This is a genomic window from Limimaricola litoreus (genome assembly GCF_024159025.1).
Lineage (GTDB): Bacteria > Pseudomonadota > Alphaproteobacteria > Rhodobacterales > Rhodobacteraceae > Limimaricola > Limimaricola litoreus.
Map to the genome: position 1 here is coordinate 1 of NZ_JAMYXC010000172.1, position 17552 is coordinate 17552.

Here is a 17552-nt window from a genome sequence, read left to right on the forward strand (position 1 = left end):
AGCGCGCCGTCGTAGAACACCGGCCCCGCGCCGTCGCGCCGCGGCGGGGTGGGGGCGGCGTCCGATCCGGTCAGCGTCGCGCCGTCCGGGCCGGTGACGCGGTAGCGGATGCGGTCCTCTGGCGCCAGCGCCAGCATCTGAAAGGCCGAGGCCGGCATGTCGACCACCGCCGCCCCGTCGCGGATGGTGATCGCGGCGGCGATGTCGCGCGCCGCCCCCAGGAGCAGCCGGTCATAGGCCTCTCGCGCGGCCTGCCCGCCATAGGCCAGCGCCACCGACAGCACCACGATCCCGCCCAGGAGCAGCACCGCCCCCACCGCCAGCGCCACGCGCGACTTGAGCGACCACGAGCGCGTCTCAGCCATCGAGGTCGAGCCTGTAGCCCAGGCCCCGATGCGTTTCGATCACCACGCCCGAACCGCTCAACTTCTTGCGCAGCCGGGCGACGTAAAGCTCGATGGTGTTGGTGCCGACATCGGCGTTCTCGAAGCCGAACAGCCCGTCGAACAGCCGCTCCTTGGGCATGATCCGCCCGCGGTTGGCGATGAGCAGGTTGAGCAAGGCCAGCTCGCGCCGCGTCGCGGTGACCGCCGCGCCGCCGACCCGCAGGCTCTGCGCACCGGCATCGAAATCGAGGCTGCCCAGCCGCACCCGGTTCTCGGCGCGGCCCGCCTCGCGGCGGGTGAGCACGCGCAGCCGCGCCTCCAGTTCGCGCAGGTCGAAGGGTTTGACGAGGTAGTCGTCCGCCCCCTCGTTGAGCGCGCCGACCCGCTCCTCGACCGAGAATTGCGCGGTGAGCACCAGCACCGGTGTCAGATCGCCCCCGCGGCGGCGGTCGCGCAGGAAATCGCGGCCCGTTCCGTCCGGCAGGTTGAGGTCGAGCACGATGGCGGCATAGCCGGTGATGTCGGCGCAGGCGCGCGCATCCGCCAGCGTCGGCGCGATGTCGCAGGCGAAGCCCGCGCGGCCCAGGCTGGCGCTGGCGGCCTCGGCGACGTCCGAGGTGTCTTCGACGATCAATATCCGCATGCGGTCCTCCGGCTGCCCAGCATAGGCGCGAGGCGGCGCGGAAAGAAGCCCGATCGGCACGGATGACAGCTTCATGACAGCTTGGCGCGCCACAAGGGCGGTCGAGGCTGCCCGGGGGGAGTTCCGGACGGCCCTGACCTTTGGGAGGACAGACATGACCATCACGTTCCGCCGCGGCCTGACCGCCGCCGCTCTTCTCGGCACCGCCCCCGCCGCCCTCATGGCGCAGGGCTTCACGCCCGAGAACCCCGAATGCATCGCCCCCGCCAACCCGGGCGGCGGCTGGGACTTCACCTGCCGCCAGGCGGGCAAGACCATGCAGGATCTCGACCTGATCCCCTCGACCATGCAGGTCGTCAACCTCGCCGGCGGCGGCGGCGGCGTGGCCTTTGCCGAGGTCGTCAACAAGCGCGCCGACGACAACGACCTGATCGTCGCGGCCTCCTCGGCCACCGCCACCCGGCTGGCGCAGAACGCCTATCCGGGCAACTCGATGGATCAGGTGCGCTGGCTCGGCGCTCTGGGCGCGGATTACGGCGTCATCGCGGTCGCCGCCGACAGCGAGGTGCAGGACCTGCCCGGCCTGATGGAGATGATCAAGCAGGACCCGACCTCGGTCTCGATCGGCGGCGGCTCGGCCGTGGGCGGCTGGGATCACCTCAAGGTGCTGATCGCGGCGCAGGAAGCGGGCGTCGAGGATGTGCGCAAGGTCAAGTACATCGCCTTCGACGGTGGCGGCGAGGCGGTGACCCAGCTCCTGGGCGGCTCGCTGCAGGCCTTCACCGGCGATCTGTCGGAATCCACCGGTTTCGTGGAGTCGGGCGACATCCGCGTGCTGGCGGTGCTGGCGCCCGAGCGGCTGGAGGGCGAATTCTCCGAGATGCCCACCGCCCGCGAGCAGGGCATCGACGCGGTCGGCGCCAACTGGCGCGGCTTCTACGGGCCGGGCGAGATGTCGGACGAGGCCTATGATTACTGGGTCTCGGCGATCGACCAGCTCTACGACAGCGAGGAGTGGAAGGCCGTGATGGAGCAGAACGGTCTCGCGCCGCTCGACCTGCAGGGCGAGGAATTCGAGGGCTTCGTCTCCGAGTCCGTCTCCAGCATCACCGAGCTGTCGAAAGAGATCGGCATCATCCAGTAACCGGCCCCGCGCGGTCGGGCGGGGCGCGCGTCATGCGCGCCCCGTCATCATATTGAAGGAGGGTCGCATGAGCGATCGCATCTTCGGCGGCATCGGCCTGATGCTCGCGGCGCTCTACGCCTTCGCCGCCACCACCATCCCCGACAGCTTCATGTCCGACGCGGTCGGCCCGCGCGCCTTTCCCTATGGCATCGCCACGGTGATGGCGCTCGCCTCGCTGTGGTTCCTGTTCAAGCCGGACCCCGAGCCCGATTGGCCCCGCATGGGCCGCCTGGCCGAGATCGGCCTCGCCGCATTGGTGATGCTCGCCTATGCGCAGCTCCTGCCGGTGCTCGGCTTCGTCATCGCCACGGCCCTTGCCAGCGCCTACCTGACATGGCGGCTCGGCTCGACCCTCGTGCAGAGCGCGATCATCGGCGTGTCCACCTCCTTGGGCATCTACGTCATCTTCCATCTCGTCCTCGGGCTCAGCCTCGCCCGTGGCCCCTTGGGCTTCTGAAGGAGCGCGCCATGGACACACTCGCATCCCTCGCCGACGGCTTTGCCGTGGCTCTGACATGGCAGAACATCGCGCTGGCGCTGATGGGCTGCTTTTTGGGCACCATCATGGGCGCGCTGCCGGGCCTTGGCCCCTCGAACGGCGTCGCCATTCTGATCCCGCTGGCCTTTACGCTGGGGCTGGGGGCCACGCCCTCGCTGATCCTGCTCACGAGCGTTTATTACGGCGCGATGTATGGCGGGCGCATATCCTCGATCCTGTTGAACATACCCGGCGACGAGCCGGCGATGATGACCTGTCTCGACGGGCATCCGATGGCGCGCCAGGGGCGGGCGGGCGAGGCGCTGGCGCTTTCGGGCGTGGCGAGCTTCGTGGGCGCCTTCTTCGCGACCTGGGGCCTCGTCTTCCTTGCGCCGCAGCTGGTCAAGGTGGCGCTGCTGTTCGGTCCGGCGGAGTATTTCGCGCTCTTCGCCCTGGCCTTCATGACCCTGGGCGGCGTCTCCTCGACCAACCAGGCGAAATCGGCCTTCGCCGCGGCGCTGGGCCTCGGCCTCGCCATGGTCGGCGTCGACACCCAGACCGGCGTGCCGCGCTTCACCTTCGGCGAGGTGCATCTCTATGACGGCATCGATTTCCTCGTCGCCATCGTCGGGCTGTTCGCACTGTCGGAGGTGTTCATCTTTCTCGAGCATCGCGGCACCGACAAGGACGCCTCGACGGCGCCCAAGCTCGACATCGGCCGGATCACCCCCTCCTTCGCCATGCTCAAGCAATGCACGCCAACGATGATGCGCACGACCGTGCTGGGCTTCATCGCGGGCGTGCTGCCGGGGGCGGGCGCCTCGCTCGGCTCCTTCATCAGCTACTCGATGGAAAAGAAGCTGGTCGACAAGGACAACACCTTCGGCACCGGCGATCCGCGCGGCGTCGCGGCGCCCGAGGCGGGCAACAACGCCGCCGCCGGTGGCGCTCTGGTGCCGATGCTGGCGCTGGGCGTGCCGGGCTCGGGGACCACCGCCGTGCTGCTGGCGGTGCTCCTGTCGCTCAACATCACGCCGGGGCCGCTCCTCTTTACCCAGAACCCGGACGTGGTCTGGGGCCTGATCGCGGCGCTGTTCATCGGCAACATCATGCTGCTGGCGATGAACATCCCCATGGTCGGTCTCTTCGTGCGGGTGCTGATGGTGCCGCCGCGGATCCTGATGCCGGTGGTGGCGATGGTCTCCTTCGTCGGGATCTACGGCATCTCGGGCTCGAGCTTCGACCTGATGGTGATGATCGCCTTCGGCGTCGCGGGCTGGGTGCTCAGGAAGCTCGACGTGCCGCTGGTGCCGGTGATCCTCGGCACGCTTCTGGGTAACGCGATGGAGGTCAACATGCGCCGCGCCGTGACCATCGCCGATGGCGACTACTCGGTGCTGATCGGCTCCTGGCTGACGCTGGCGCTCTGGGCCGTGGCGATCATCGGCTTCGTGCTGCCGATCTTCGTCGGCGGCGTGGTCAAGGCGCGGATGCGGGGTGCGGCCGAGCGCGAGGCGGCGATCACCGACTGAGCCGGGCCGCAAAAGGAGACGGGCCCGGGACAGGGGCGGCGCATGGCGCCGCCCCTGTCGCGTTCAGGCCGGGCAGGCCGGGGCGTGGGTCCGGGCGACGATGCGCAGCAGCGCCTCCTGCCCGAAGGGCTTGGTCAGCACCCGCGCGCCGGGCAGGGCCTCCGCGCCGGGCACACTGTCGCGCCCGGTGGCGAAGATCACCGGCAGGTCGGGCTGGCGCGCCGCCGCCTCGCGCGCCACATCGAGCCCCGAGCGGTCGGGCAGGCCGACGTCGATCAAAAGCCGCTGGGCTGGGGCCTGCGCCAGAAGCGCAAGCGCCTCCGCGCCGGTCGCGGCCTCGCGGACCTCGGCGCCGGCCGCTTCGAGCATCTCTACCATGTCGAGGCGGATGAAGGTGTCGTCCTCGCAGACCACGATGCGCAGACCGCGCACCGCCTCGGGCCCCTCGGCGGCCTGCGCGGGCGGGATCTGCGGCGCAGAAGCGGGCGGCTCGGGCGCAGGCGACGAGCCCGACGCTTCGGGGCCGGGGCCGGGTCCGGGGGCGGATGGCCTGCCGTCGAGCAGGTCGCGCAGCCGCCGGGCGAGGGTCTCGCGCCCGTAGGGCTTCGACAGAAGCTGGATGCCCCTGTCGAGCCGCCCGTCATGCACGATGGCATCGCGCGAATAGCCGGAGGCGAAGAGCACCGGCAGCCGCGGATGGCGCTCCTGCGCGCGCATGGCCATCTCGCGGCTGGTGATCGCGCCGGGCATCACCACGTCGGTGAGCAGCAGATCGAAGCTCCGGTCGCTCTCGATCACTGCCAGACCGGCGTCGGCATCCTCGGCCTCGATCACCGTATAGCCCAAATCGCGCAGCATCTCGGCCCCGACATGGCGCACATCGGCGTCGTCCTCGACCAGCAGCACCGTTTCGGTGCCGCCGGTGACCGGTCCGGGCTTGCGCTGCGGGGCGTGCTGTTCCTGACGCAGCGAACGCGGCAGGTAGAGCCGCACCGTGGCCCCCGCGCCCGGGGCGCTCTCGATCGCGACATGGCCGCCCGACTGCTTGACGAAGCCATAGACCATCGCCAGGCCGAGCCCGGTGCCGCGGCCCTCGGACTTGGTGGTGAAGAAGGGCTCGAAGATCTTCTCGATGACCTCGGGGCTCATGCCGCAGCCCTCGTCGACGACCGACAGGCACACGTATTCCCCCGGCACCACGTCGGCCATCAGCCGCGCGGACTCGGCGTCGATCTCGCAGTTCTCGACCTCGATGCAGAGCCTGCCGCGCCCCTGCATGGCGTCGCGGGCGTTGACCACGAGGTTGATCAGCGCGTTTTCGAGATTGGTCACATCGACCAGCGTGTTCCACAGCCCCGGGGGGATAACGGTCTCGATCCGCACGCCCTCGCCGACGGCCGAATGCAGGATCGGTTCGATATCGCCCAGCATCCGGCCCAGATCCACCGCGCGCGGCTCCAGCGGCTGTCGCCGACCGAAGGCGAGGAGCTGCGCGGCAAGCGTGGCGCCGCGCTCGACTGCGCCCATCGCCTGATCGAGCCGCGCCTCGCTCAGCCGGTCCTGCGCCAGCTCGCGGCGGGCGAGCTGCAGGCTGCCGGTGATCGCCTGCAACAGGTTGTTGAAGTCATGCGCGACGCCACCGGCGAGGTTGCCGATCGCCTCCATCTTCTGGCTCTGGCGCAGCGTGGCGTTGACGCGCTCGAGCTCGCGGTTGCGCTGGGTAACGCGCTGTTCGAGCGTGGCGTTGAGATCGGCCAGCGCCGCCTCGGTGATCTTGCGGTCCTCGATGTCGGTATTGGTGCCGATCCATTGGATGACCGTGCCCTCGGCATCGCGCACCGGCGCCGCCCGCACGAGGAACCAGCGATAACGGGTCTGCGGGCTGCCGACCCGGAACTCGGCCTCGTAGGGCGTGCCGCCCGCGATGGAGGCGGCCCAGACCGCCATCACCCGGTCGCGGTCCTCGGGATGGATCACCCGGCTCCAGTTCTCGCCCAGGATCTCGTCGCCGCGCGTGCCGGTAAAGTCGTAGATCCGGTCGCTGACCCAGTCGACCCGTCCGTCGGGGCGCGCGGTCCAGACGTGGTCGGGCATGTTTTGCGCCATGGTCCTGAACCGGTCGGCCGCGCGGCGCAGCTCGTCCTCGGCGCGCTTTTGGGGGGTGACGTCGTGGCCCTGCACGAGGATGCCGACGGTCTTGCCGTTGGGCCCGGCCAGCGGCTGGTAGACGAAATCCACGAAGACCTCGGTGGGCGGGCCGTCCTCGTTGTAGACGAAGGCCTGCGCCCCGCGCTGGGCGACCGCCTCGCCGCTTCGGTAGACCTGATCGAGCAGGTCGATGAAGCCGTGATCGCGCAATTCGGGAAGGGCCTCGGCGGCGGGTCGGTCGATCAGCTGTCGCTCCGGCCCGGCGATTCGCCGATATTCGAGATTGGCCAGCCGAAAGACGTGATCGGGGCCGGAGTGAATGGCGATGATGCTGGGCGCCTGGTCGAACACCGTCTCGAAGAACCGCGTGGCAAGGCCCAGCTCGAGGTTCTGCTGCGCCACGGATTCGGCGCGCAGCAGCACGCCGCTGTCGGGGCCAGGCTCCGCGGTAGACTGTTCCTGCGCCTCGCCGCGATGCGCCTTCAGGTAAAGATCGGTCACGTCCTGCGTGTTCTGCAGCAGGAATTCCACCTCTCCGTCGTCGCCCGTGATCGGCGTGTGGGTCGCGCTCCAGTAGCGGTGTTCGACGGTGCCGTCGGGGGCGGCGATCGGGTAGGGGATCAGCGGCAGGTGATCGGTCCGCCCCGAGTGCAGAACCCTGTCGAAGGAGGCCTGCAGCATCAGCTCGGCCTCGCCCTCGGCCGGAAAGACATCCGTCACGACGCGCCCGAGGATCTCTTCGGGCGTTCGGCCCAGATCCTCGTAATAGACCTGGTTCGCCCAGACGAAGCGCAACTCGCGGTCGAGCAGCATGTAGGCAGTGGGCGCCTTGTCGAAGACCTTGCTGACATCGACACCCATCGAACCGTCCCTCGAAAACTTCAAGCCACACAGATATATCCGGCAAGGCCACGGGAGCAAGGCGGGCTGGCCGGGGCCGTGGCATAGCCGTTGCGTCAAAGTGGTCAAGAATAATTACCAGTTGCCTTTGCTGGCCCGAGGCTGAATGATCGGGGTGGCCGCGCGGGGGAGCGTCGGCCCAATTGGATATCTGGGAGGAGTTCATGACAGTTACCCCTAAGAAGACCGCGCAGGTGTCGCGGCGTTCGTTCCTGCGCAAGGGTGCGCTCGGCGCGGGCGTCACCGCGGCCGGCGGTCTCGCTGCGCCTGCCGTGCTGGCCCAGAGCCCGATCGTGGTGAAGCTGCAGACGTCCTGGCCCGCCTCGGACATCTGGCAGGAGATGGCGCAGGCCTACGCCGACCGCGTCGAGGCGATGTCGGGCGGCCGGCTCAAGGTCGACGTGCTGCCCGCCGGCGCCGTGGTCGCCGCCTTCCAGGTGATGGATGCGGTCAGCGACGGTCTGATCGACATGGCCCATTCGGTGCCGGTCTACTGGTACGGCAAGAACAAGGCCGCCTCGCTGTTCGGCACCGGCCCCGTCTTCGGCGGCTCGGCCGACACCATGCTGGGCTGGTTCTACGCCGGCGGCGGCCGCGAGTTCTATGCCGAGCTGATGGACACCATGGGCCTCGACGTCGAGGGCATGCTCGGCTTCCCGATGCCGGCGCAGCCCTTCGGCTGGTTCAAGAACGAGGTCACGGGCGTCGACGACATCAAGGGGCTGAAGTACCGCACCGTGGGTCTTGCTGCCGACCTGATGCAGTCGATGGGCATGTCGGTGGCGCAGCTGCCGGGCGGCGAGATCGTGCCCGCCATGGAGCGCGGCGTGATCGACGCCTTCGAGTTCAATAACCCGACCTCCGACAGCCGCTTCGGCGCGCAGGACGTGGCCAAGAACTACTATCTCTCGTCCTACCACCAGGCCTCCGAGAGCTTCGAGTTCCTGTTCTCCAAGAGCTTCCTCGAAAGCCTCGACCCCGACCTGCAGGCGATCATGCGCCACGCGGTGGAGGCGGCCTCGACCGCCAACAGCGCCCAGGCGCTGGACCAGTATTCGCGCGACCTGCAAAAGCTTTCGGAAAGCGGCGTCACCGTGCACCGCACCCCCGATGCGATCCTCGAGGCCCAGCTCGAAGCCTGGGATGCGCTGATCCCCGAGCTGGAGCAAGACGACTTCATGAAGCGCGTGCTCGACAGCCAGCGCGAATGGGTCGAACGCGTGACCTACTACACGCTGATGAACTCGCCCGACTACCAGCTCGCCTACGAGCACTACTACCCGGGCAAGCTGGCGCTCTGAGCCGGACCTGACCGCCCGGCGGCGCCGCCGCGTCGCCGGGCCCTCATCGATACGGGACGCGAATGCTCGGATACATCAAATTCGCCGACGCCCTGTCCGCCGCCTTCGGCAAGGTCTTCGGCTGGCTCATCGTGCTGATGACTTTCGGGGTCAGCTACGAGGTCTTCGTACGCTACGTGCTGGGCTCGCCCACGCCCTGGGCGCTCGACATCTCCTTCATCATGTACGGCACCCTGTTCATGCTCGGCGGCGCCTACACGCTGTCGCGCGGCGGCCATGTGCGCGGCGACTTCCTCTACCGGCTCTGGCCGGTCAGGGTGCAGGCGGCGATCGACGGGCTGCTCTACATCATCTTCTTCTTTCCCGGCGTGCTGGCACTGATCTTCGCGGGCTGGAAATACGCGAGCCGCTCCTGGCAATACGGCGAGGTCTCGGTCAACAGCCCCGCGGGCGTGCCGATCTACCAGTTCAAGACGGTGATCGTCGCCGCCGGCGTGCTGCTGGCGATCCAGGGGCTCGCGCAGCTGTTCCGCTGCATCCTCGCGATGCGCGACGGCGTCTGGCTGGCCGCGGCCGAGGATGTCGAGGAGACCGAGGCGCTGCTGATCAAGCAGATGACCGCCCCCTCCGATCACCCGGACATGAAATGACGCGCGGCTTCCGCGTTAACCCGATACGGAGCGCACGCACGTGACCGAACCGCAAATCGCCCTGATGATGCTGGGCGTCTTCATCTGCCTCGTCTTCCTGGGCTTTCCCATCGCCTTCACGCTGATGGCGCTCGGCATCGGCTTCGGCTACTTCGCCTATTTCGATGCCCGCCGCATGTGGCGCGACTACGACCGGCTCGACCTCGAGATCGCCTCGTGGTGGGAAAGCACATCGGCCTGGATCGACGGCTTCTTCAACAACCGCGTCTTCGACCTCTTCATCAACCAGACCTACACGGTGATGTCGAACGAGGTGCTGACCGCGGTGCCGCTGTTTCTCTTCATGGGCTACATCGTCGAGCGCGCGAACATCGTCGACCGGCTGTTCACCACGCTCAACATTGCCTCCAAGAACGTGCCCGGCTCGATGGGCGTGGCGGCGCTGATCACCTGCGCGCTCTTCGCCACCGCCACCGGCATCGTCGGCGCGGTGGTAACGCTGATGGGGCTCCTGGCGCTGCCCGCCATGCTCAAGGCGCGCTACGACACCTCCTTTGCCACCGGCATCATCTGCGCCGGCGGCACGCTGGGCATCCTGATCCCGCCCTCGATCATGCTGATCGTCTATGCGGCGGCCTCGGGCGTGTCGATCGTGCGGCTCTATGCGGGCGCGCTGCTGCCGGGCCTCGTGCTGGTGGGGCTCTACCTTACCTACGTGATCGGCCGCTCGATCCTGCAGCCCTCGGTGGCGCCGCGTCCGACCAAGGACGAGGTGCCGGATGTGCCGATCGGCAAGCTGCTGTGGATGCTCTTCACCTCCTTCTTCCCGCTGGCGGTGCTGATCCTGTCGGTGCTGGGCTCGATCCTGTTCGGCCTCGCCACCCCGACCGAGGCGGCGGCGATCGGCGCTCTGGGCGGCATGGTGCTGGCGGTGCTCTACCGCGCCATGACCTTTCAGCGGCTGCGCGAGAGCGTCTATCTCACGGTGCGCACGACGGCGATGGTGTGCTGGCTCTTCGTCGGCTCCTACATCTTCTCTTCGGTGTTCTCCTACCTGGGCGGCGAGCATCTGATCTCGGAGTTCGTCTCGGGCCTCGATCTGACGCCTGTGCAGTTCCTGATCCTGGCGCAGCTGATCATCTTCCTTCTGGGCTGGCCGCTCGAATGGTCGGAGATCATCATCATCTTCGTGCCGATCTTCCTGCCGCTGCTGGAGATCTTCGGGGTCGATCCGCTGTTCTTCGGCATCCTCGTGGCGCTGAACCTGCAGACCTCCTTCCTGACGCCGCCGATGGCGATGTCGGCCTATTACCTCAAGGGCATCGCGCCCCCGGAGGTGCGGCTGACGCAGATCTTCAAGGGGATCCTGCCCTTCCTCGCCATGGTGATGGTGTCGATGGTGCTGGTCTACATCTTCCCGCAGCTGGTCTTCGGCCTGCCGGAGCTGTTCTATGGGCGCTGAGATGACCGTGAAGCCGATGCCCAAGGGCCATGTCGCCATGCTCGACCTTTCGGCGCGCGAGCTGCGCGACCGGATGGCCTCGGGCGCGCTCGACGCCGCCGATCTGGTGCAGGCCTGTCTCGACCGGATCGCCGCGCTGGAGCCGCAGGTGCAGGCCTGGGCCTGGCTCGACGGCGATCACGCCACCCGCCAGGCCCAGGCGCTCGACGCCGCGCGCCGGGCCGGGCGGCCGACGGGGCCGCTGCACGGGCTGCCGGTGGCGCTCAAGGACGTGATCGACACCGCGAAGATCCCGACCCAGAACGGCACGCCGCTCGACGAGGGCAGGGTGCCGGAAAAGGACGCGGCCCTCGTCGAGCGGCTGCGCGCGGCGGGGGCCATCGTCATCGGCAAGACGGTGACGGCGGAGCTCGCCTTCATGCATCCGGGCAAGACCCGCAACCCGCATGATGCCACCCGCACGCCGGGCGGCTCCTCCTCGGGCTCGGCGGCGGCGGTGGCCGCGGGCATGGTGCCGCTGGCGGTGGGCACGCAGACCGGCGGCTCGGTGATCCGGCCCGCCGCGTTTTGCGGCACGGTGGGGTTCAAGCCGAGCTTCGGCGCGATCCCCCGCACCGGCGTGCTGAGCCAGTCACCCAGCCTCGACACGATCGGCGTCTTCGCCCGCACCGTCGAGGACGCGGCGCTTCTGGCCGAGGCGCTCTATGGCCATGACGCGGGCGACCGGGCCACCGCGCTCAGCCCCCCGCCACGTCTGCATTCCACCGCGATGAGCAAGCCGCCGGTGCGCCCGACGCTGGCCTTCCTGCGCCCGCCGGGCTGGGAGCAGGCCGATGCCGACACCCACGCCGGTTTCGAGGAGCTGGTCGAGGCGCTGGGCGAGCAATGCTTCGAGGCCGCGCTTCCGGGTGCCTTCGACGAGGCCGCCGAAATCCGCGAGCGCATCAACCTCGCCGAGATGGCCAAGTCCTTCTATGCCTATGAAAAGCGGGGCAGGGAGGCGCTGTCCGAGGAAATGCGCACGGCGCTCGACCGGGGCAAGACGATCCCCGCACGCGATTACATCGCGGCGCTCGACTGGTCGGACGTGCTCTATGCCGGTCTCGACGAGATCTTCGAGCGTTGCGACGCGATCCTCGCCCCCGCCGCCCTCGGCCCCGCGCCCGAGGGCCACGCCAGCACCGGCGATTCCATCTTCAACGGGCTCTGGACGCTTTGCGGCACGCCGGCCGTGACCGTGCCGATCCTGCAATCCGAAACCGGCCTGCCGATGGGCGCGCAGCTCATCGGTCGGCGCGGTGACGACGCCCGGCTCTTGCGCACCGCGCGCTGGCTCGAAGGCCTTCTGTCAGAGGAGATCGCGCAATGATCGCCCGTATCATGACCTATGTGGCACTGCTGTTCTTTCTCGGGTTTCTGGGCATCCTGATGTGGCACATCCCGCGCTTCGATCTCGGCCTCGTGCTGGCGGTCACCGTGGGGCTGGTGCTGTGGGACGTGTTCAGCACCTCGTTCGACGCCTGAGACGCATATGAAAAAGCCGGGCGACCCCACGGGGCGCCCGGCGATGCGGCAGGACGCCGCCTGCGGATGCGGGCGGCGTCTTTCGTCATGGGGGATCAGACGCCGTGGCCGTGCCAGGGGCCGTGCGAATCCTCGATGCCATCGGTGCGCTCGAAGCCGTGCTCGCCGAAATAGTCGCGCTGCGCCTGGATCATGTTGGCAGTGCCGCGGGCGGTGCGCATCGTGTCGAAATAGCTCAGGCCGGAAGACAGGGCCGGCATCGGGTGGCCGTAGCGCGCGCCGATGGCCACCAGCTCGCGCAGCGCCACGTGCCCCTCGCGCAGGTGCCGCGCGAAGACGGGCGCCAGCATCAGGTTGCGATCCTCGTCCTCGGCCAGCGCCGCGGCCATGTCGTCGAGCATCGCCGAGCGGATGATGCAGCCCTCGCGCCAGACCTTGGCGATCTCAGGCAGGGGCAGGGTCCAGCCGAACTGCTCGGAGGCGGCGGCGATCATGTCGAAGCCCTGGGCGTAGCACAGCACCTTGCCCGCGATCAGCGCCCGCTCGAGCATCTCGTCGGAGACCTTGTCGGCGGGGATCTCCATCGGTGCCGCGCCGAACATGTCTTCGCCCGCGCGGCGCTGCGCGACGCGGCTCGACAGGTTGCGCGCGACCACGGCAGCCTCGATCGCGGGGATCGGAGCGGCGAGGTGCTGCGCCTCGATCGCGGTCCAGCGGCCGGTGCCCTTCTGCCCCGCCTTGTCGAGGATGAGGTCGATCATCGGTTGGCCGGTGTGGGTGTCGGCGGCCGATGCGACGATCGAGGAAATCTCGATCAGGTAGGACTGCAGCGCGCCCTCGTTGAAGCGCGCGAAGGTCTCGCCGATGGCCTCGGCCTTGAGCCCCAGCCCGTCGCGCATCACGCCGTAGACCTCGGCGATCATCTGCATGTCGGCGTATTCGATGCCGTTGTGCACGGCCTTGACGAAGTGGCCCGCACCCTCGCGGCCCATCCATGCCGCACAGGGCTCGCCCTCGAACTTGGCGGCGATGGCTTCGAGGATCGGCGAGACGCGGTCCCACAGCGCCTTTTCGCCGCCGCCCATGATCGCGGGGCCGTGGCGCGCGCCCGCCTCGCCGCCCGAGACGCCGATGCCGAGAAAGCCGACGTCGTCGAGCGCGCGCACGCGGCGGTCGGTGTCGTGGAAGTTGGCGTTGCCCGCGTCGATGATCACGTCGTCCTCGTCGAGCAGCGGGCGCAGCTTGGCGATCTGCTCGTCCACAGGCTCGCCTGCGGGCACCATCAGGATGATGGCACGTGGCTTGGCGATGGCGGCGACGAGCTCCTCATGGGTCTCGGTCGGGATCACCCTTTCGGCCAGCTCGCCCGCCTCGTCGTGGAAGGCCCGGGTGACGCCGGGCTTGCGGTTCCAGACGGCGATCGGAAAGCCCTTTTCGGCGATGTTGAGCGCGAGCGCGCTGCCCATGGTGCCAAGGCCGATCAGGCCGATCTTCGCTTTGTCCTGTTGTGCCACGACGCGGCCTCCCTGTCTGGTATACCGCGCAAGCTTTATCGCCACGCGCGCGGGGGAACAACCGAACACGCAAGGATCGGGCGGTATCTTGGCGCGAGGGCAAGGGGAGGGGGGAGAGCGTCGTGGCAGCCCGTAGGGGAATCGAACCCCTCTTTCCAGGTTGAAAACCTGGCGTCCTAACCGATAGACGAACGGGCCACACTGACGACAGCTTCGGTTTCGCCTGCGCGACCTGAAGCCGTGAACCGATGGCAGCCCGTAGGGGAATCGAACCCCTCTTTCCAGGTTGAAAACCTGGCGTCCTAACCGATAGACGAACGGGCCGCTCGTCGGTGAGGCGGTGTTTAGGAGAAGCTCCCCGGCCTCGCAAGAGGAAAATCGCCGAACCGCGAAATTGCCGTGGGGGCAGAACCGCTTCGTTCGCTCAGCCGGCCGGGGCGGCGTCGTCGAGCCGAAGCTGCACCGAACGGCGGCCCTTCCAGATGTTCAGATCGAGCTTTCCGGCGAGGTGGAAGCGCGCGCCGCCGTGGCGGGCGAAGGCCGCGCCCATCGGCCCGTCCATGGCGCCGAAGGCGATGCCGTCGAGCCGCTTGCCCATGCCGTCGCCGAAGGCGATCTTGAGATGCCCCTGGCCCACCTCGCGCACGTCGTGCAGCATCACGTCGGGAAAGGCGAAGCGCGGCGCGGGGGCGGCGGCGCCGAAGGGGCCTGCCGCCTCGATCCGTTCGATCAGCTCGACCGTCGCGGCACCGGGCATCAGCACCGAATCGAGCCGCAGGTCGCGCGGCCCGCCCGCGCCCGCGCCCTGTTTCTCCAACAGCTCAGACAGCCGCGCCATCGCCGCGTCGATCATGCCCTCTTCCACGGTAAGACCGGCGGCCATCTTGTGGCCGCCGCCGCGCAGCAAGAGCCCCTCGGCGGCAACCCGGTGGATCGCCGCGCCCAGATCGATGCCCGGCACGGAGCGGGCCGAGCCCTTGCCGATGCCATCCTCGATGCCGATCACCACGGCGGGGCGGTTGGTCGCCTCCTTCATCCGCGCCGCCGCGATTCCGACCACGCCCGGATGCCAGCCCGCGCCCGCGGCCCAGGCGAGCGGGCCGTCCACGCCGCGCGCCTCGGCCTGTTCGAGCGCCGCGTCGCGCACCCTTGCCTCGATCTCGCGCCGCTCGCGGTTGAGATGGTCGAGCTTCTCGGCCAATGCGGCCGCCTCGTGCGGGTCATCCGTGGCCAGAAGCCGCGCGCCGAGGTCGGACTTGCCGATCCGCCCGCCGGCGTTGACGCGCGGACCCAGCAGGTAGCCCAGGTGATAGGCGGTGGGCGGCACGTCGAGCCCGGCCACGTCGGCCAGTGCCACGAGGCCCGCGCGCTGGCGGCGCGCCATGACCTGCAGCCCGGTGCGCACGAGCGCCCGGTTGACGCCTATGAGCGGTGCGACGTCCGCCACGGTGGCCAGCGCCACGAGATCGAGCATGGCCATCAGGTCGGGGCCGCGCTTGCCCGCCTCGCGCAATTGCCGGTTCAGCTCTACCAAGAGCAGGAACACCACGGCCGCGGCGCATAGATGCGCGAGCTCGCCGCTTTCGTCCTGCCGGTTGGGGTTCACCACCGCCACCGCGTCGGGCAGCGTCTCGCCGCCCAGGTGGTGATCGAGCACGACCACCTCCGCGCCTGTTGCGGCGGCGATCGGCTCATGGCTCAGCGTGCCGCAATCGACGCAGAGGATCAGGTCGTGATCGCGCGCCAGCCTCTCCATCGCGGGCGCGTTGGGACCGTAACCCTCCTCGATCCGGTCGGGGATGTAGAGCGTGGCACGCAGGCCGATCTGCCGCAGCCAGACCATGAGCAGCGCCGCCGAGGCACCACCGTCGACATCGTAATCGGCAAAGATGGCGATGCGCTCGCGCCGCTCGACCGCCAGCATGACGCGCGCGGCGGCGGTGCCCATGTCGCGCAGGGACAACGGATCGGGCAGCAGGTCGCGCAGGGTGGGGGCGAGAAAGCCCGCCATGTCCTCTGCGGTGACGCCGCGCCCGACGAGCGCGTGGCACAGCGGCAGGGGCAGATCGCAGCCCTGCGTCATGGCTTGGGCAAGGCGGTCGGCCTCGGCGGAGGGGCCGACCCAGCGGCGGCCGGTCAGCGAGGCGGAGACGTTGAGAAAGTCTGGCATGGCGCCGGTGTCGCCCGAAAGCGCCCCGCAAGGCAAGCCCGGAGGCGGGGCCGCGCGCTCACCCATGCGCGACCGGGTTGCCCCGCCGATGACGACGCGTCGCGCCCCCTTGTTCATTTTCCCCCGAATACGCCCGGGGGAGGCCGCAGGCCGGGGGGCGGCGCCCCCCAGCTCCGCCCGAGCTTCAGCGGCCGGGCTGGCTGCGCTCGACCGGGTTGCGGTAGAACATGCGCCGCACCGAGCCGGTCTTGGAGCGCATCAGGATCGTCTCGGCGGTGAGATAGTCGCCGTCGCGGCGGATGCCGGGCACGAGGTTGCCGTCGGTCACGCCGGTGGCGGCAAAGATCACGTCGCCGGTGACCAGCTCGTCGCGGGCGTAGATCCGGTCGAGATCCTCGATCCCGGCCTTGCGGGCGCGGCCCTTCTCGTCGTCGTTGCGAAACAGCAGCCGACCGAACATCTGCCCGCCCATGCATTTGAGCGCGGCGGCGGCCAGCACGCCCTCGGGCGCGCCGCCCGAGCCCATGTACATGTCGATCCCGGTCTTGGCGGGCTCGGCGCAATGCATGACGCCCGCCACGTCGCCATCGGTGATCAGCCGGATCGCCGCGCCGGTGGAGCGCAGCTCGGCGATCATCTCCTCGTGGCGCGGGCGCTCCAGCACGCAGACGGTAATGTCGCCCGCATCCGTGCCCTTGGCCTTGGCCAGCGCCGCGACGCGCTCGGCGGGGCTCATCTCGAGCGACACCACGCCCGGCGCGAAACCCGGCCCGATCGCGAGCTTGTCCATGTAGACATCGGGCGCGTGCAGCATCGAGCCGCGCGGGCCCATGGCGATCACGGTGAGCGCGTTGGGCATGTCCTTGGCGGTCAGGGTCGTGCCCTCGAGCGGGTCGAGCGCGATGTCCACCGCCGGGCCCTCGCCGGTGCCGACCTCCTCACCGATGTAGAGCATCGGCGCCTCGTCGCGCTCGCCCTCGCCGATCACCACCGTGCCCGCGATATCGAGCATGTTGAGCTGGGTGCGCATGGCATTGACGGCGGCCTGGTCGGCGGCCTTCTCGTCGCCGCGCCCGATCAGCGGCGCGCAGGCGATGGCCGCGGCCTCCGACACCCGGGCGAGGCCGAGCGACAGCATGCGGTCATGGAATTCGGGAGCTTGGGGCATGGGAGGCATCCTCGGGCAATCGTGAGCGTTGCCTCGACCTAACCGGGCCTGTCGCGCAGTGACAAGCGCGTGAGGGGATGTTTGCGCAAACGGTCGCAAGGCCGGCGAGAGGCGCGCCGGGCATTACCGGCGCGCCATGCGTATTTGGAGAAAGATGAACCGAAGGGCGCGTGCCCCGGTCAGACCTGCTCGATGCGGATCGCGACGGGGGCGCCCTGCACCACGCCGGTGGCCTCGAAGGCGGCCAGCGCCTCTTCGAGCGCGAAGCGCGTGGTCTTGTGGGTGACGATCAGCACCGGGGCGGAGACGTCCTCGTGGTCGTACTGGCGCATCCGGTCGATCGAGATGCCGGATTCGCCCAGCACGCGCGCGACCTTGGCCAGAGCGCCCGGCTTGTCCAGAAGGCGCATGCGCAGGTAGTAGGGCGCGGGCACGGCGGCTTGTGCTGCGCGCGCGGCGCGCAGGCCCGCGGCGGGCTGGCCGAAGACCG

The 17552-nt window shown here is 69.2% G+C and carries 15 protein-coding genes and 2 tRNA genes; 8 read left to right on the forward strand and 9 right to left on the reverse strand.

What is annotated here, in order from left to right:
• Both NHG85_RS11475 and NHG85_RS11480 read right to left on the reverse strand, forming a co-directional pair.
• A partial coding sequence (locus NHG85_RS11475) for a sensor histidine kinase N-terminal domain-containing protein (protein ID WP_253332501.1) occupies nt 1–365 on the reverse strand: 365 nt, incomplete at its 3' end.
• Entirely contained in the window at nt 358–1029 is a 672-nt protein-coding gene (locus NHG85_RS11480) for a response regulator (protein WP_253332503.1), read from the reverse strand. The genes NHG85_RS11480 and NHG85_RS11475, both read right to left, overlap by 8 nt.
• Before the next feature lie 154 nt (nt 1030–1183).
• Between NHG85_RS11480 and NHG85_RS11485 the strand changes: the two genes are divergently transcribed.
• The 3 genes from NHG85_RS11485 to NHG85_RS11495 all read left to right on the forward strand — a co-directional run bounded on the left by NHG85_RS11485 (nt 1184) and on the right by NHG85_RS11495 (nt 4225).
• Entirely contained in the window at nt 1184–2173 is a 990-nt protein-coding gene (locus NHG85_RS11485; RefSeq protein WP_253332504.1) for a Bug family tripartite tricarboxylate transporter substrate binding protein, read from the forward strand.
• Nucleotides 2174–2240: 67 nt separating this feature from the next.
• Complete coding sequence (locus NHG85_RS11490) at nt 2241–2672, forward strand: tripartite tricarboxylate transporter TctB family protein (protein ID WP_253332506.1); 432 nt, start codon at nt 2241–2243, stop codon at nt 2670–2672.
• Nucleotides 2673–2683: 11 nt separating this feature from the next.
• A complete protein-coding gene (locus tag NHG85_RS11495; RefSeq protein WP_253332508.1) occupies nt 2684–4225 on the forward strand; it encodes a tripartite tricarboxylate transporter permease in 1542 nt (513 codons plus the stop codon).
• Between the two features lie 63 nt (nt 4226–4288).
• On the opposite strand, the gene NHG85_RS11500 is transcribed toward NHG85_RS11495, so the two are convergent.
• On the reverse strand, nt 4289–7234 hold the full coding sequence (locus NHG85_RS11500; protein ID WP_253332510.1) for a PAS domain-containing protein: 2946 nt from the start codon (nt 7232–7234) through the stop codon (nt 4289–4291).
• A gap of 203 nt (nt 7235–7437) precedes the next feature.
• Between NHG85_RS11500 and NHG85_RS11505 the strand changes: the two genes are divergently transcribed.
• From NHG85_RS11505 to NHG85_RS11525, 5 genes are all read left to right on the forward strand, one after another.
• On the forward strand, nt 7438–8574 hold the full coding sequence (locus NHG85_RS11505) for a TRAP transporter substrate-binding protein (protein WP_253332512.1): 1137 nt from the start codon (nt 7438–7440) through the stop codon (nt 8572–8574).
• A gap of 62 nt (nt 8575–8636) precedes the next feature.
• Nucleotides 8637–9224 carry a TRAP transporter small permease subunit gene (locus NHG85_RS11510; protein WP_253332514.1) on the forward strand — a complete coding sequence of 196 codons (588 nt, stop codon included), beginning with the start codon at nt 8637–8639 and terminating at the stop codon, nt 9222–9224.
• A gap of 40 nt (nt 9225–9264) precedes the next feature.
• Nucleotides 9265–10686, forward strand: coding sequence for a TRAP transporter large permease (locus NHG85_RS11515; RefSeq protein WP_253332516.1), 1422 nt, complete (start codon nt 9265–9267; stop codon nt 10684–10686).
• Between the two features lies 1 nt (nt 10687).
• Nucleotides 10688–12055, forward strand: a complete 1368-nt coding sequence (locus tag NHG85_RS11520) for an amidase (RefSeq protein WP_253332518.1) — start codon at nt 10688–10690, stop codon at nt 12053–12055.
• The gene (locus NHG85_RS11525; RefSeq protein ID WP_253332520.1) at nt 12052–12210 is read left to right on the forward strand and encodes a hypothetical protein; all 159 of its coding nucleotides are present in this window, start codon (nt 12052–12054) and stop codon (nt 12208–12210) included. The genes NHG85_RS11520 and NHG85_RS11525 overlap by 4 nt, the downstream gene beginning before the upstream one ends.
• A 95-nt stretch (nt 12211–12305) precedes the next feature.
• Here NHG85_RS11525 and gnd read toward each other — a convergent pair whose 3' ends face one another.
• From gnd to NHG85_RS11555, 6 genes are all read right to left on the reverse strand, one after another.
• A complete protein-coding gene (gnd, locus tag NHG85_RS11530) occupies nt 12306–13724 on the reverse strand; it encodes an NADP-dependent phosphogluconate dehydrogenase (protein ID WP_370363014.1) in 1419 nt (472 codons plus the stop codon).
• 123 nt (nt 13725–13847) lie between these two features.
• Nucleotides 13848–13922 (reverse strand) — tRNA-Glu (locus NHG85_RS11535).
• Between the two features lie 51 nt (nt 13923–13973).
• Nucleotides 13974–14048: transfer RNA gene (locus tag NHG85_RS11540), tRNA-Glu, on the reverse strand.
• A gap of 100 nt (nt 14049–14148) precedes the next feature.
• Nucleotides 14149–15894: a single-stranded-DNA-specific exonuclease RecJ gene (gene recJ / locus NHG85_RS11545; RefSeq protein ID WP_253332522.1), complete on the reverse strand. Its 1746-nt coding sequence runs from the start codon at nt 15892–15894 to the stop codon at nt 14149–14151.
• A gap of 184 nt (nt 15895–16078) precedes the next feature.
• On the reverse strand, nt 16079–17062 hold the full coding sequence (glpX, locus tag NHG85_RS11550) for a class II fructose-bisphosphatase (RefSeq protein WP_253332524.1): 984 nt from the start codon (nt 17060–17062) through the stop codon (nt 16079–16081).
• Between the two features lie 179 nt (nt 17063–17241).
• The coding region (locus NHG85_RS11555; RefSeq protein ID WP_253332526.1) for an ACT domain-containing protein at nt 17242–17552 on the reverse strand (311 nt) is incomplete at its 5' end.

Coding starts and splice junctions, on each gene's coding strand:
- NHG85_RS11480 (WP_253332503.1), bottom strand. CDS start 1,029: ATGCGGATATTGATCGTCGAAGACACCTCGGACGTCGCCGAGGCCGCC.
- NHG85_RS11485 (WP_253332504.1), top strand. CDS start 1,184: ATGACCATCACGTTCCGCCGCGGCCTGACCGCCGCCGCTCTTCTCGGC.
- NHG85_RS11490 (WP_253332506.1), top strand. CDS start 2,241: ATGAGCGATCGCATCTTCGGCGGCATCGGCCTGATGCTCGCGGCGCTC.
- NHG85_RS11495 (WP_253332508.1), top strand. CDS start 2,684: ATGGACACACTCGCATCCCTCGCCGACGGCTTTGCCGTGGCTCTGACA.
- NHG85_RS11500 (WP_253332510.1), bottom strand. CDS start 7,234: ATGGGTGTCGATGTCAGCAAGGTCTTCGACAAGGCGCCCACTGCCTAC.
- NHG85_RS11505 (WP_253332512.1), top strand. CDS start 7,438: ATGACAGTTACCCCTAAGAAGACCGCGCAGGTGTCGCGGCGTTCGTTC.
- NHG85_RS11510 (WP_253332514.1), top strand. CDS start 8,637: ATGCTCGGATACATCAAATTCGCCGACGCCCTGTCCGCCGCCTTCGGC.
- NHG85_RS11520 (WP_253332518.1), top strand. CDS start 10,688: ATGACCGTGAAGCCGATGCCCAAGGGCCATGTCGCCATGCTCGACCTT.
- NHG85_RS11525 (WP_253332520.1), top strand. CDS start 12,052: ATGATCGCCCGTATCATGACCTATGTGGCACTGCTGTTCTTTCTCGGG.
- recJ (WP_253332522.1), bottom strand. CDS start 15,894: ATGCCAGACTTTCTCAACGTCTCCGCCTCGCTGACCGGCCGCCGCTGG.
- glpX (WP_253332524.1), bottom strand. CDS start 17,062: ATGCCCCAAGCTCCCGAATTCCATGACCGCATGCTGTCGCTCGGCCTC.